Genomic DNA, 13,326 nt, shown 5'->3' with positions numbered 1-13,326 from the left:
GTTATAGGCGGATCGGTGCCCCGCCAGCGGTGCCGCCGATGCTGGCCTGGCTGGCCCCCCGGTACTTGCGCCGGGGGTCGGAGCTGTCGCCCAGATTCAGCTGCACGTCCGGCGACAGGTTTTCCTGTGGGGCGGCCTGGGCCTGACTGGCAAGCTGCGCCGCCAGCGCGTTCTGGTTGATGGCTGCCACCTGAGCAGCCGTGGCGGCTGCGGCCTGGTCGCGGATGACGCTGGACTGCGCCTGCGCCGCCTGCGTGGTGGCGTTCGCCTGAAGATTGGCCGCCTCCAGCTGGACGCGGGCCTGCTCTTCCGCCATGCGGCGGGCCTCGTCTGCCTTGCCGCCGTCATTGCCTGTGATGTTGGGTAGACCTGCCGAACCCAACAGACCATCCGTTACCTTCGCGGTGAACGGGTCAACCTTGCTAACCACCTTCTTGAGGGCTTTCGCTGCTCCGCTCAATGGGTATCTCCTTATAGAAACGTGTTGCGACCGGTGAATACCCGGCCTTCCCGTAGACGCGGGTAAGCCCGGGGCGCGCAATAGCGTTTCCTGAGATAACCCCGGCACATCCGTACAACCCCGCCAGCTCGTCCAGCAAAGCTGGGACTTCGCTCACGGCACCCGGCGCGTCTCCCAGACGTACCACCATCTCCTCGAAAAGGAGCAGGGCACTGCTGTACCAGAGGTTGCCTGTGTCGTAGACGATGACATACTCGGCGGCGATTACCGCCTTGATGTAGCCCTGGGCGATAGCCTCGCAGCCCTCATCCACGGAGGCGTGGGCTGCGAATGGGTGCCCCAAGGAGGTCATGTGCTCGAAGTGGCGTGTGAATGCCTCACGCACCTGGCAACGCTGCTCTCCGTTCCAGCTACTGGCGGGAATAAACGAAGCCATCCCGCAGTACCCTGAGCACGCGTTGGACCCCAATCTGCTCGCCTGCTTGCAGCTCAGTGGTCTGCGAAGTGACGGCGGGCAATGCTGCCCCGCCCAGATTCTTCAGCAGCTCCTTGTAGGCGTCCTCATCCAGACGCACCAGGAATACCTCCTTCGGCTTTTCCTGCGTCTCTATGGGTACTGAATCATTTCGGTACGCAACATGACCAAAGGACCGGTCAGGCAAAGAAGAACTCGCTTTTGAGGACCTGCTGAAGATCGAGACTACCGCGCCCCGGAGGCGACGGTAGGCCCTCGTAACGGCCGAAGAAGTCTTGGATAGGGTCGTTCCGCTCATAAATCTCCACGAATGTCTTACGGATAATCTCGTACAACCGCTGGGTATCCGCTGCATGCGTCCCGTAGTCGTCGTGAATCATCGCCAGTGAATTAATCCCCGCATCCTTGCAAGCGAGGGTCGTAAGCGTGAGGTGTGCTGCGTCCATGCTATGCACGAAGTTAGGAGCCAGCCCATTCTTGTGCCCAGAAGCTTTAGGCTCGTCCACTTCCTTATGAACCCACAGACGACACCCGCCGAACAACTTCGCGTTGATCCGGATTTCCTCACGCTGGTTATAGACCTGAGTTACCGGGAACCCACTAGGAGCTACCCAGTCAATCTGTGAATTCCCGGCTTTTATGATGGCCGTTGCGCACTTCTGAAGCCAAGACATCGCGCCTGATGCTGCAATAACCACCTCGCCAATGGAATCCCACACGGGATGGCTAAGGAAATTTGCCGCGCTGGCGTACTGGGCTGGCTCGAACTCCTCCGCCTTACCCTCGCGCAGGTAGTCCTCCACGATGAAGTCCGCGCAGGAGTACCGAGTGGACCCATAGGGCAGTGTCATAACCGAACGCTTCACCAGTCCCCGGTTTATGCCGTGGCGCATCCACAGTTCCCGGTATGTTTGATCCCGCGCACACAACGACTGCACTTCGAGGTCGGTGAGTTTCACTTGCGTCACCCCAGCCACCTGGGCGTAGATGTCGTTGGGAAGCTTCGACGGAATCAGGTTGGTGGCCTTACCGCCCACCTCGTCGCGCAGCATTGCGCTGAAGTGCTGCAAGCCGTTGCAGCTGCCATCCAGGCCCACAGGGATGCGAGATACGAACGTCGCCGGGTTCCGCACCCAGGCCGCGTACTCCTTCGCCCAAGCCAAGAACTGGAGCGGCTTGTCCGCCTGGGTCCAACCGTTGTTGCCCACGGGATCGTCCGCGAACATCAGGATGAATTTTTGCTGCTCGTCCACCCAGGCCACGCGAGCGTCCAGGTCCCGCCTGTCTACGCCGAAGCGGTTAGCCCCGTTGATCTTGAACCAGCGGACGGCCTGCGGCGTGTTCAGCGGTTTGCCGTCAGCAAAATGCAGCAGGGCCTTCTGTAGGTCACTGCCCTGCGGGCTGATGCCTGTTGACTGTGCGTAAAGGCGGCCTCGGAAGTCGGCCTGGTACACGAAGTACAGGGCCTCGTAGTCCTTGTACTCGGACGCTACCCGGAGGGCGCAAGCCAGGCGGCCCCACCGCTGGCCGCGCAACTTGCGGGTCGTGTGGTACTGGGCCATAGCCCGCTTCCACTGCTTGAACTCCGCCTCCTGCTCCGGCGTCATCCCTTCCTTCGTCTTGCCATCCGCGTTCAGCCACTCAGGTCGCTCCGGTGCGTCCGGCCCTTTCTCGCTAAGTGCCTCCTTGAGGTCCAGCGAAGAGTCCGAGATGCGCTTGACCACCTCCAGCATGTCGCGGTTCACCGCCCAGCGTACGGATTGCAGATGGTTGATCGCGGGGAGGACTCGGGATAGGTCCGCCGCCTTGATGCGGTCCAGCAGGTCCATGTTCCGCACGCGGCGGATGTTCACGCAGAACGGCATCGTCCGCCGCATCTCGTTGCTGTGCCAGCCGCCGTCATTGAACGCCACCCAGTCCTTGGGCTGCTCAATGCACGGGAGATGCCACGGGCGGTTAATCTCCACCAGGCCCTTCACTCGGTCGATCAGCTCGCGGGCCGGATCGGTCAGGAACACGGCCAACTGCTCCTTGATCCTCCCCATCTTCGCCGTCTTGTGGCGCAGCACATCCACCAGCCCCAGTACCCGCAACGCCTCCAGCATCCACATGCCTAGCTGCTCACGGTCCTCCTTTTGCCAGCGCGGGAACTCCAGGTTGTTGTTCCGCGCCGTTCCCATGAGGGCGTTGAATCGGTGCGTGGTGGAGTGGGAGTGGCGGCGGTCCAGGTCGTTCGTGACTTCATAGAAGAGGTCCGGGCTGATGTCCTCGAACACAGACAGGATCATCTCCTGGTGCAGGACGTTGCCGATTGCGCTCGCCAGCTTTCGCGCGTCCTCTGCATTCTGAGCTGCCTGCATGGCCGCCACGATGACAACACGTACGGCGCAGAAGGCCGCCACCGTGGGGTCCAAAGGCTTCAGCAGCGCGATGTGAGCGGCCCTGCGCCCCGACTTCTTCAGCCCCTCCTCTAGGGTTTCCTTGATCATGTCGCGCAGTGGGATTACCCATCGACGGTAAATCGGCTGCGCGTACGCGTTGTTATGTGCCCTGCCCTTCTGCTCGTTGCTTTCGATTTCGGCACGTACGCGCTCGACACCCCTTCGGATACTCTCGCGCTCGTGCTCCGCCTGGGACCGGATCAACTATCCGGCCCAGCCGAAGCGGCGGTTATTCAAAGTCGGCGTTCTCCTTGTCGAAACGGATGCCCTTGAAGCGCGGCTCCCGGAGAGAGCCAGCCGGGGTGATGCCCAGGCACTGCACCTCGATAATTTCGCCAAGCACCTGGTTGGGGTTCTCCCACCACTGCGCCCGCTCTTCATCGGCCATGCCGGAAACCTTCACGGTGCCTTTCGGCCCCTTGCAGACCAAAGCGCCAAGCATCCCGGCGTACTTTCCCTTGCCTTCCTCCAGGCTGACCACGCGGAGGTCCAGCGTCATCACCGGCTTTACCTTGATGATTTCGCCGCCCGTGCCGCTGCCTGCCACCCAGCCCGCAGATGGGTCGCGGAGGATCAGGCCGTCATAGCCGCCCGCCTTGGACAGCTCATCGGCCATGCGCTGTGGCAGGCCGTAGGTTCCGGGGTTGTACGTGGCGCAGAGCTGCACGGTGTCCTTCGGGTGCGCACCCCGGAACAGCATGGCGGCCCGCTCGTACCGCTGCTCGAACGGCGTGGGGCTAGCTCCCGCCTTGAATGCCTCGGCGTCCAGGATGTCAAACACCACGAACTGCAGTTCGGGCGCGGGATCGTGCCGGCGGAAGTCCCCACTGATAGTGGACTGCGGCGTTCCCGGCTGCCACACTTCGCCCAGCACCGCGTATGCGTGACCGTCCGCCAAGTAGCGGGACAGCCTCTGGCGCAGCGCCACGAGTACGTGCTGGCAGGATCGGACCCGTTCCCCGGTGCGGGACAGGAGCTGGTCCAGGTCAGCGTTCGGGTAGACCAGAGCAATCGCGTTGCAGCCGTCGTGCTTGCGCTGCGCTGTGTAGCTTTGGGCCAGCTCATCCACGGAGGAAACGCCCAGCGCCTTACGCACGCCGACCTTCACCGCTGCGAACTCCACGGCCTTGTGGATTAGGTACTCAGGCATAGGAGACATCCACGCCGTAATCAGCGGAGGCCATCTGGCTCAGATAGCTCAGGGATTCCTGCGTGAGGTAGTCCTGGGCCTCTGCGTACACGCGCCGGGCTTCGGCGCGGTTGCCCGTTTCCAGGGCGCATACCAACTTGTTCTCGAACGCGTTACGTGCGGCGTTCTCAAGGCACTGCTGCATGGCAGTGTCCTCGCGGGTAATCGTCAAATGGAGTCCTTGTGATTGTGGATGAGCATCGCTGCGTGCAACTTGGCGGTTTCCTGGATGTAGGAGATGTCACGATCGTTCAGCACGTACGTGACGGGCTTACCCCCAATGACGGGGACCACCGCCCGCGTAAGCAGGTCGGGCAGATCCTCGCTAGCGTGGCCGTTCACCCGGTCGATGCCGGGGCGGTTGATGTTCAGCACCTCGGCCAGCGGGGCCAGCTCGTGGTAGAAGCGGAAGTCCGGGACGATCACAAACCCGGGTAGGGCCGCCCACGCCCCGCGTTGGTAGTCCACCCATAGCGTCTTTCTGACGCTCTGGCCGCCCTCGGTTCCGATGATCTGCATGAATTCTCGCGGGCTAATAGCAATGCGGCCCTCACGACCTACGTGTGACGCGCAGGCCCGCAGCGTGTTGACATAGAGCGAGTCGCGGTCACTCTGCGGGAGGTCCCCAAGGACACGTTGAATAGCGCGGTGCAGCTCCCACTTGAACCCGCCGAGGCCGCCCATCTCGAACATCCGTGGCAGCTCCTTGGAGGAGCGCGTGTAAGGGTCCAGCCCCACGTCCGCGCTGATGCGGCGCAGCGGGTCGGCAAAGCCAGCAATCACACACTCCACGCCCACGTCCCGAAACGCTTGCTTGAGCGCGGACGCGTACGAGTCCTTCCCGGACCCGGCGAGTCCGGTAATACCAATGACGATTGCCATATCAGCTCACTAGAAGGTTCTTGCGTTGATCTTTGGTGTTCTGCATCTGCCGGCCGCGTGACCAGCCGCCGCAATCTGTGCAGCGGTAGCGGATGTAGCGCCCGACTTGCGTATGCCGGTAGCCCTTCTGGACTACGTTCGCGCTGCCGCACTTGGGGCAGGCTGGCGAGTCCGGCTCGGTGAAGTTGGCGACGTTGGGGTGTCCGTCGATCCACGGGCGGAGGATCAGGTACAGCTCCTCCAGGGAGAGCACATCGTCTATGTTGTAGACGCGCATTTCCTCCCACGCCTCGGGGTTCCGCTTCAGGCACTGCGCCCACAGCTCGAAGCCCGGATACTTCTCGTGCTTCCGCTTCTTCACGGTGCAAAGCTTGGAGGTCATGTACTCCAGCTTGTTGCTGGTAAGGCCGAAGTGCTTCCGCGCCTCCAGCATGGTGTCCACCACCACAAACGGCGACGGTGGGGGCATGCCGTTCAGCAGGAACCGGGCGTTAATCTTGCGCCGGTCGAACTTGACTCCGTTCTGCGCCACCACGATGTCCGCCTGGTCCAGCAGCTTCCAGAGGGCACGCAGCAGGCGGCGGTCGTCTTCTACGTCACGCTGCTTGCTGTTGTCGCGGTAGATCACATCGGGCTTGTCCAGCCACTTCGCGCAGAAGGACAGGATGCACCAATCCTCCTTGATCTGGTTCAGGCCGACGTTCTGCTTCCAGAGGGACCAGACGTAGGCGAGCACGGGGCTAGTCTCGATGTCGAGACTGAGGATGCGGGGTGCGGTCAAGCGGCGTCCTTTGCTGCGGCACGCCGCGCTTCGATGTTGGATTTTCGGCGGGTGTCGCGGGCACGCTTGTTGCGTAGCAGGCGCTTCTCGTCTTCGGTGCGATGGGTCGGATGCAGGATGCCCACGGGATACTTCGTGTGGTGCTCCAGGTAGTCCGCGACGGCCCGCAGGAACTTGATCGGGTCCACGCCGCCACCAAGGCGAGCGGACCAATTCTCCAAGCGGCCAAGGACTGCGTTCTCCCAGCGGTTCAAGACGGCGCGGATATTGCCCGTCTTGTGGCAGTGATCCAGGACCGGATCGGTAACTGCGAGGCCAGTGATGGGGGAGAGTCCACCCTGTTCCTTAAGCATCTGTGCTCGTTTAGGCTTGAGCATTGAGGCGGTGAGCCGCTTCAAACCGCACTCCATGCGAGGCCGCTCGCAATTTGGTCGATGCTCGACCTATGTACGTTGAACTGTATTGCTATCTCCTTGCGGGGCATGCGCCCCAGTAGAGCGCGGATTTCCTTTACATCATCCGCAGAGAGCTTCACGATCACACCGCCGCGCTTGAGGTGGTCATGGGCGTTGTCCTGTACGCTGCCCCACTCCAGATGCGCCGGATTCCAGCAGCGTTTGTTGTCGCACTTGTGCCGGGCCACACGGCCCACCGCCCCGGTGACTTCTATGAGCACCTGGCGGTGGACCATCACCTGCTTGCCGTTCAGGCGGCAACATGGGTAACCCTTCGTGTTGGCGGAGTACCCGGAATCCCAACACGCGCCTGGCTCACCCGGAGAAAGCCGTGCCATTAAACCGGTCAAGCGCTTCACGTTTCTCCTTGATGTTGGCGTTCATGCGGCGAACCGCGTCGATAAGTTCTGGGTGGCGGTGCTCGGGCAGTACCCGCAGGAAGTCATGTGGGTGATGGGTCACGCGGAGCCACAGCAGGCCCGCCTGTTCCACGAAGTAGTCGGCCCACTGCTCCGCCTTCTGACGGACGTACTCGGCGTGTACGGCCTCGTACGCCTCGGCGTTGCAAGTAGTGCCCGCGAGGATTTCCCGGGCCTTGGCTTCGCCCAGGTTGTAGAAACCCGGGATGTGGTCGGCCGTGTCGCCCATGAGCATCTGCATCCAGAACCATTTGGTCCCGTACACCTTGCCGTCATGAGGGCCAATGACCTCGTACGCGCCCTTGGGAACTTCCGTTCGGGCGTAGTCAGTCCAGGCGATGTGCAGGCCCGCGAGCATCTGCATGTCCTTGTCGGCGGTGTGATGCACCACGGACTCGACAGGGTTGCGGGCGACGAAGGCTGCGTAGGAGAACCCGTCATCGGCCTCCCGGTCCATCCACGAAATGCGCTTGGCCCGCAGCAGCGCCTCGTCAGCCGTCTCCAGGAATTCCCGCACTGCCTCCCAGTTCTTGGGCCTGCGGGAGCCTTTGCGCTGGCCCTGGTAAGGCTGGGTGGTAGCGATAAGGAATCGCTCGCCCTTGTTGCTGGCTCGGGCGGAGAGGTGGAGTTCCACACGCTCCGCGCCGGACAGCTCCCGGGCCGCGTGTAGGCGGTTCACGGCGACTCGCCGGGACACGTCCACACGCATGTTGTCGCCGCCACTGGCGAAGTAGGCCAGGTAATCCCCGTCAATCAGGACTACCCTGCCGGGCACTACTTCCTCCAGCGGGGTGACAGGTTCCGGGACCTGCTCGGCTACCCGAGAGGCTGCTTTACGCAGCCACTCAGGTTGCGACAATCAGTCGTCCTCGTCTTCCAGATCGGCCAGCGGGTTGTCATCGCCGCTCGGAATGGCGTTGGTGCCGTCAGGCTCTTCCTCCGGCTCAGGCTGCGCCTTCTTCGCCGGGGCAGCCTTGGCCTTCTTCGCTGCCTTGACTTCCTTCTTCACCTGTTCGGGATCGTCGTCGTCACCCGTGTCCGGGTCGCCGTTCAGCAGGGCCTCAACCGGGCTACCGGCGAAGCTGGGGCTGGCCTTGATCGCGTCCTGGAACACGTTCTTCGACTTGCCATCGTCAAACGTACCGTCGATGTAGATGCTGGCCCACTGCTCCTTGTCCGGGCAGTCCCACAGGAACAGGCGCAGGTCCGCCACGGCAGGCGGGATGTTGCGGCGCTTGTCCTCGCCGTCCTCGTCCGCCACGAACGGCGGCGTGATGCACAGCATGCCGGAGGCGGGGTCCTTGAACCCGGCGTACACCTTCTGCTCTGCACCCTCGCCCACCTTGCGGTGGAACACCTGGCCGCTGAAGTCCTGGCCCAACATCTCGGCGATGTGCTTGAACTTGCCGCTGTAGTTCATCTGCTTGAACAGCTTGAAGAACGCGGCCTTCTCGTTCAGGGACTTGGCGATGGTGATGGTCATACGCGGCGGGTGGCCGTTCGCATCCACCGGCCACTTCTTGCCGTGCAGCTCGAATACCAGCTTGACCTGTTCGCGGATGCGTTCCACGCCCTTGAAGGTTTCCTTCTGCGGGCCGAGTTCCACGTACGCGATGAAGCGGACGCCTGGCTTACCCTCGGCGGGCGGGGTGTACGCGCCGCCGCCCTTCACCGATTGGTTCATGTCCGTGGTCTTGGCGGCCTTGGCGACTGCTTTCTTAATGTCAAATGCCATGTATCAATTGCTCCAGGAAGGTTGATGATTTCCGATGAAACGCTTGCGCACCCAGGGGCGCAGCGCCTGTACTGCTTTGTCGAATGCAGGGGCTTCGATGGCGTTCTCCTCGGCCATGCTGCTGCCCCAAACGGTGTCAGACGGGACGCCTAGCGGCAGCTCCCACTTGAACCACCACTCCATGAACGTGCTGGCCTCTTCCATGCAGACGTGCAGCAGCGCGGCGGCCTTGCTGCGCACCTTGCGGTGGGCGTCTGCGTACTCAGCGTCGTGGACCTGATTGACCAGAAGGGCCAGGCCCTCGAAGTTGCGGAAGTGGTAGAAGGCGCGGACGGACAACCACATGGCGGCCTTGGCGAATTCCCCGCCAGTGCCTTGCACCTCGTAGTTCTTGATTTCCGTGGGCATGAACCCGGCACGTTCCTTGCCCCGCTCAATGAGCCACTTGGGCGACGGGTGCTCGCGGTAGCAGTACCGCTTGCCGTCCGGCGTCACGCTGTAGCCCTTGCCCAGCTGGATTTGCAGGCCCGGGATGTCCGGGTGCTGCACGATCAGGCCGGTGGGCACACGGGACTTCCGAATCTCCACCGCCTTGTCCTCGAAGTACGGTTCGATTTCGGGGTAGCGCTGGTTCTCCGCGTCGGCCAGGGCCTGCACGTCCGCCTCGGCCATCTTGGTGGACTGTGCAATTTTCTTGACGCCCGCGCCGTAGGCACGCTGGAACGAGAACACCTTCGCGCCGGTACGCTTGTAGTCCCACTCGCTTTGCAGCTCCGGGTCCACATCCTTACCCTTGCACAGGCGGTACACCTCGTCGTAGTCCTTGCCCTCTTTCACAGACAGCCGCATGACGTGCATATCCACGCCCTGCCTCAAGTCGGCAATGAGTTGCAGGGCCTTCGTGAGGATGGCCTGGACGTACACCTCCAGCGAGCTGAAGTCGGACTGGATGATTACGCCATCCTCGCCCCATCGGGACTTAAACAGCGTCTTGGCGTCAGACTTCTGACCCTTGGGGATGTTCTGCAAGTTGGGATTCGAGCTGGACAGGCGGGCCGTCACCGTGCTGGTGTGATTCAGCATGTGGTGAATGATCCCGTCCAGCTGGACCAGCGTGAGCATGCCCTTCTGGTTCCCGTCCTCATCAGTCGTGATGAAGTAGGTCCCGAGGTCCTTGGTGAGTTTCACCACTTCGCCCAGGGTCTTCAGGAACGGCACGTCGGTGTTCGTGGTCAAGATTTCCATGACCTCCGACGCCGTGCTGTACACGCCCTTGTCCGCGCCTTCCCAGGCGGGGTCCGGCTTGGTGAAGCCCTCGAAGGTGTAGTAGTGCGGCTCAATGCGGGTCTTGGGGCCGCGTGCGATGTCCGGCACCGTCACCTGTTTTGTCTTTGGCTCGCCCTTGTTCTTGCCGCCTGCGAACCGCACCGGCTCCGGTGGGTTGCCCAGGTCGGCACGGGGCCAATCGTCCCACTCTTCGAGGGCCATCGTGCTGCTATCCAGCAGCAGTACGTGCAGCTCCTTCTTCTGGTAGTACGTCAGCTGCCCATCGTCGTCCAGGATCACGGCCGGGGCGTCGTACTTCACCTTCCCGCCGAAGATCAGGGCCGACTTGTGGAAGCGGCTGTTCCAGTTGAAGGTGAATGGCAGCTCAGCTGGGAGGTGCGCTTCCAGTTGCAGCGTTGCCTCTGCCAGGCGCTTTGCCAGCTTCTCAGCCAGCTCCAGGCCCAGCGGCTTGTCCACGGCCATACCGTTGCGCTCGCACTCGATGGTGAACACCAGAGCGCCCATGCCCAGGAGGATGCTGCGCAGCTGGCCGGACTGTTTCGCCCGCAGCCACTGACCACGGAAAACCCTCTCGGTGTTTCCGATGTCACCTTCCTCGAAGCCGTCCTCGCCGTCGCGCCCCGTCAGGTAGCGCATCAGCAGGTCCTCGGGGATGTCGATGGTATCGACGCCCGCTTCCCACAAAGCTTTCACTTCGTCCAGCTTGACGTTGCCACCGTAGGCCGGAGCAATCTCGTCCAGGGAAAGCATGTGGCTGGATTGCTCCATGCCTGCCAGCATGTACTCCGCAACCTGAATGTCCCAAATCATCCCGCCCGCGTTGATGTAGTCCATCCACGCTTGCAGGTTTGTCTCGGCGTGCGAGGTGGGATTCGCCAGGGCGTACAGCAGATCGAACTTGATGTTCTGGCCTACCAGCAGCTTCGTGCCATTCAGGTGCTGCGTGAACCAGTCCTTCGGCAGCGCCTTGCAGGCCGCAATGCGGGACTCTTGGTCGGGGCCATCCGGGTAGTACACGCCCGGGGTGATCCCGCCCGCCATCTGGTCGTTCAGGTTGCCCCGCTGCCAGCCCTGGCTAACCACGTAGTTCTCAGCGGAGAACGGGTTCGCCTTCCGCTTGTACTCCGACTTCGTGGATGTCTCGATGTCCCAAACTACGTATGGTGTTCCCTTCAGGATGGGTCCCTCACTCGCGCACGCTCTCCGTCGAACACAGCTTCCCGCTGGGGGTCCTTGGGTCCGCCTTCGATGTGCAGTTTGTTTTTCGGAATGCCGATGAACCGCGTGTTTTGCAGCTCCGGCGAATTGCTCTTGCCCAGGATGGCGATAGCGTCAGCTGCGCCCTGCTTCCCGGTCTTGCTGTCCTTCAGCATGGACATATCGGGGAACGGCATGCCCTCCCCTGCGGCGGACACCTGGGACGTGGCGACGGCCCGCGTGCCGTACTTGACGGCCATGTTCCGCGCCCACTGGTGCATCGCCTCCAGCGCCTGGTCCGTGCGCTGCCCGCCGTTGGCGACTTCCCCGCCGAACTTGATGTTGTCGATCATGTCGAACACCACAAGGGCGGACGGGATGCTGGCGATGATGTCCTCGACTTCGTGGCTCCAGAAGTCGTGGATGTCGAACACACGAATGATGTCGCTGCGGCCTACGGCCTTGGCGTACGCCTCCTTCAGCGTGCCCGCCTGGTCCATCTCCCACAGCTCGCTGGTCTTGCGACCGAGGGCTGCCTGGAACAGCCGCCGCTTGATACGACGGCCGGGACCTTCGTTGTTCAGCCAGATGATGCTGCGGTGCTCGTCCGGATAAAGCTGGTCCACCTGGGGAGCCATGAACGTAAGCTCGGAGGCCAGCCAGGTAGTCTTGCCCGCGTCAGGCCGCGCCGCGAACACCAGGAAGTCGCCCTCCTGTATGGCACGCATGGAGCACGCCAGGGCGTTCAGCCGCCAGTGCAGGCCGATGTTGTTCTTGTCCTCCGCCAGCAGTTCGCTGATGTCGTCCAGCACCTCGGGGACGCGCACCTTGCGGGCGAGCTGTTCCTGGTGGTACTCGTGGATGCTGCGCAGGGCCTCGGTAAGGTCCACCTCGCCGTCCTGGTACTGCTCCAGCATGGCGGTTATCTTCGTGGCCGTGGTCGCGTCCACGAGGCGCTGCATAAGGCCGCCCTCCACCGTGGCGTCCACATCCTTGTCGATCTGGCGCAGCCGCTTGCGGTACAGCTCTTTCTGCTCCGCGCTCAGGGACTTGTGCTTGAGGTTGAACCACAGGGTGAACGGGCCGCTGTGGATTTGGGAGCATTCGGGATGCTCCTTGAAGAACCTGCCGAAGTCCTTCAGCAGTGTTTGGGTGTTGCCATCCACCGCAGCAGTAGCAGCGGCGGCCAGCTTCTCGTACCTGTCGCGGTACTTGAGGAGCTGGAGTACGGTCAATTCGAGTATGTGCCCTCCTACTTGCCAGTGAGTCGCATGGCAACGTCAGCGATGGTGACAACGACGAGGAGGAAAGCAATCAACGACAGCCACGGGCCGCCTGGATCAGGATTCGAGCAAATGGCGTATCTCCCTGTTAGATAGGATTTTGGGATCGGCGCGGCTGACAATGCGGCGTGCGTCGATGCCCAGCGAGCAAAGCTGTTTGGTGATGGTTCTTGCAGCGCGGCGTCCCGGCCCGTCCGGATCAAGCCAGACGCGCACGGGACGGTTCGCGGGGATGCTCGCGGCGATGCAGTCAGTGAGGCTGGTTCCCATCAGGGACCACGCCTCCGTGAGCTGCCCGGCGCGGTACGCGCTCAGTACGTCCTCGGTAAGCACCAGCGGGTCGCCCCGTCCGTACTTAGCGACGAGGCACTGCTTGTCTACTTCAGGGTTCACGTACTTCGGGCGGGTGGAGCTGCGAGTCCAGGCAACGTCCCGGGCCTGCCAGTAGATGAGCTGGCCGTCCTGGTCGAACAGGGGCAGCACCAGCCGCCCGCTGGCGTCGTGCCAGTACGCGCCCAGCTGGGCAATCTCCGGCACGCCGATAGCGGCCTTGAACAGCCACACGCGGGCTGCTGCGGGCCACGTAGCCACGTCGAAGTTGGGAGGCCCGGGGAGGTGCTGGACGCGTTGCAGCGTGCGATCCACCTCCCTCTCCCTGGTGAGGCGTTCCAGCCTTGCCTCCCAGGATTCCACGGGCTTGTCCACAATCCCGGCCTCGTCGC

At 62.6% G+C, this 13,326-nt stretch carries 14 protein-coding genes; all 14 read right to left on the bottom strand.

Annotated features, from left to right (window positions below; genetic code table 11):
- Position 1 precedes the first annotated feature (1 nt).
- Positions 2 to 460: a hypothetical protein gene (locus HV798_RS12475; protein ID WP_175216437.1), complete on the bottom strand. Its 459-nt coding sequence runs from the start codon at positions 458 to 460 to the stop codon at positions 2 to 4.
- A complete protein-coding gene (locus HV798_RS12470) occupies positions 423 to 896 on the bottom strand; it encodes a hypothetical protein (protein WP_175216436.1) in 474 nt (157 codons plus the stop codon). The genes HV798_RS12475 and HV798_RS12470 overlap by 38 nt, the downstream gene beginning before the upstream one ends.
- A gap of 218 nt (positions 897 to 1,114) precedes the next feature.
- Complete coding sequence (locus HV798_RS12465; protein WP_217481167.1) at positions 1,115 to 3,580, bottom strand: DNA-directed RNA polymerase; 2,466 nt, start codon at positions 3,578 to 3,580, stop codon at positions 1,115 to 1,117.
- A 25-nt stretch (positions 3,581 to 3,605) separates the two neighbouring features.
- Positions 3,606 to 4,526 carry a hypothetical protein gene (locus tag HV798_RS12460; protein WP_175216435.1) on the bottom strand — a complete coding sequence of 307 codons (921 nt, stop codon included), beginning with the start codon at positions 4,524 to 4,526 and terminating at the stop codon, positions 3,606 to 3,608.
- On the bottom strand, positions 4,519 to 4,737 hold the full coding sequence (locus HV798_RS12455; protein ID WP_175216434.1) for a hypothetical protein: 219 nt from the start codon (positions 4,735 to 4,737) through the stop codon (positions 4,519 to 4,521). Before HV798_RS12455 ends, HV798_RS12460 begins: the two co-directional genes overlap by 8 nt.
- On the bottom strand, positions 4,734 to 5,447 hold the full coding sequence (locus HV798_RS12450) for a nucleoside/nucleotide kinase family protein (protein WP_175216433.1): 714 nt from the start codon (positions 5,445 to 5,447) through the stop codon (positions 4,734 to 4,736). The genes HV798_RS12455 and HV798_RS12450 overlap by 4 nt, the downstream gene beginning before the upstream one ends.
- A gap of 1 nt (position 5,448) precedes the next feature.
- A complete protein-coding gene (locus tag HV798_RS12445) occupies positions 5,449 to 6,228 on the bottom strand; it encodes a ribonuclease H-like domain-containing protein (protein WP_175216432.1) in 780 nt (259 codons plus the stop codon).
- The gene (locus tag HV798_RS12440) at positions 6,225 to 6,626 is read right to left on the bottom strand and encodes an endonuclease domain-containing protein (RefSeq protein WP_217481166.1); all 402 of its coding nucleotides are present in this window, start codon (positions 6,624 to 6,626) and stop codon (positions 6,225 to 6,227) included. Before HV798_RS12440 ends, HV798_RS12445 begins: the two co-directional genes overlap by 4 nt.
- On the bottom strand, positions 6,623 to 7,042 hold the full coding sequence (locus HV798_RS12435; RefSeq protein WP_175216431.1) for an HNH endonuclease: 420 nt from the start codon (positions 7,040 to 7,042) through the stop codon (positions 6,623 to 6,625). Before HV798_RS12435 ends, HV798_RS12440 begins: the two co-directional genes overlap by 4 nt.
- Positions 6,999 to 7,961: a hypothetical protein gene (locus tag HV798_RS12430; RefSeq protein ID WP_175216430.1), complete on the bottom strand. Its 963-nt coding sequence runs from the start codon at positions 7,959 to 7,961 to the stop codon at positions 6,999 to 7,001. The genes HV798_RS12435 and HV798_RS12430 overlap by 44 nt, the downstream gene beginning before the upstream one ends.
- On the bottom strand, positions 7,962 to 8,837 hold the full coding sequence (locus HV798_RS12425) for a hypothetical protein (protein WP_175216429.1): 876 nt from the start codon (positions 8,835 to 8,837) through the stop codon (positions 7,962 to 7,964).
- Positions 8,838 to 8,840: 3 nt separating this feature from the next.
- Positions 8,841 to 11,207: a DNA polymerase gene (locus tag HV798_RS12420; protein ID WP_343038546.1), complete on the bottom strand. Its 2,367-nt coding sequence runs from the start codon at positions 11,205 to 11,207 to the stop codon at positions 8,841 to 8,843.
- Between the two features lie 89 nt (positions 11,208 to 11,296).
- Positions 11,297 to 12,556, bottom strand: coding sequence for an AAA family ATPase (locus HV798_RS12415; RefSeq protein ID WP_246288738.1), 1,260 nt, complete (start codon positions 12,554 to 12,556; stop codon positions 11,297 to 11,299).
- Positions 12,557 to 12,661: 105 nt separating this feature from the next.
- Positions 12,662 to 13,249 carry a toprim domain-containing protein gene (locus HV798_RS31610; protein ID WP_246288736.1) on the bottom strand — a complete coding sequence of 196 codons (588 nt, stop codon included), beginning with the start codon at positions 13,247 to 13,249 and terminating at the stop codon, positions 12,662 to 12,664.
- Positions 13,250 to 13,326: the final 77 nt, after the last annotated feature.

The organism is Achromobacter deleyi (genome assembly GCF_902859705.1).
In the GTDB taxonomy this organism is placed as follows: Bacteria; Pseudomonadota; Gammaproteobacteria; order Burkholderiales; family Burkholderiaceae_B; genus Achromobacter; species Achromobacter deleyi.
This window is presented reverse-complemented; position numbering and strand designations above follow the sequence as displayed.

What these genes read in the sequence shown, in the direction of transcription:
- HV798_RS12470 (WP_175216436.1), bottom strand. Translation starts at nt 896, where the DNA reads ATGGCTTCGTTTATTCCCGCCAGTAGCTGGAACGGAGAGCAGCGTTGC.
- HV798_RS12460 (WP_175216435.1), bottom strand. Translation starts at nt 4,526, where the DNA reads ATGCCTGAGTACCTAATCCACAAGGCCGTGGAGTTCGCAGCGGTGAAG.
- HV798_RS12450 (WP_175216433.1), bottom strand. Translation starts at nt 5,447, where the DNA reads ATGGCAATCGTCATTGGTATTACCGGACTCGCCGGGTCCGGGAAGGAC.
- HV798_RS12425 (WP_175216429.1), bottom strand. Translation starts at nt 8,837, where the DNA reads ATGGCATTTGACATTAAGAAAGCAGTCGCCAAGGCCGCCAAGACCACG.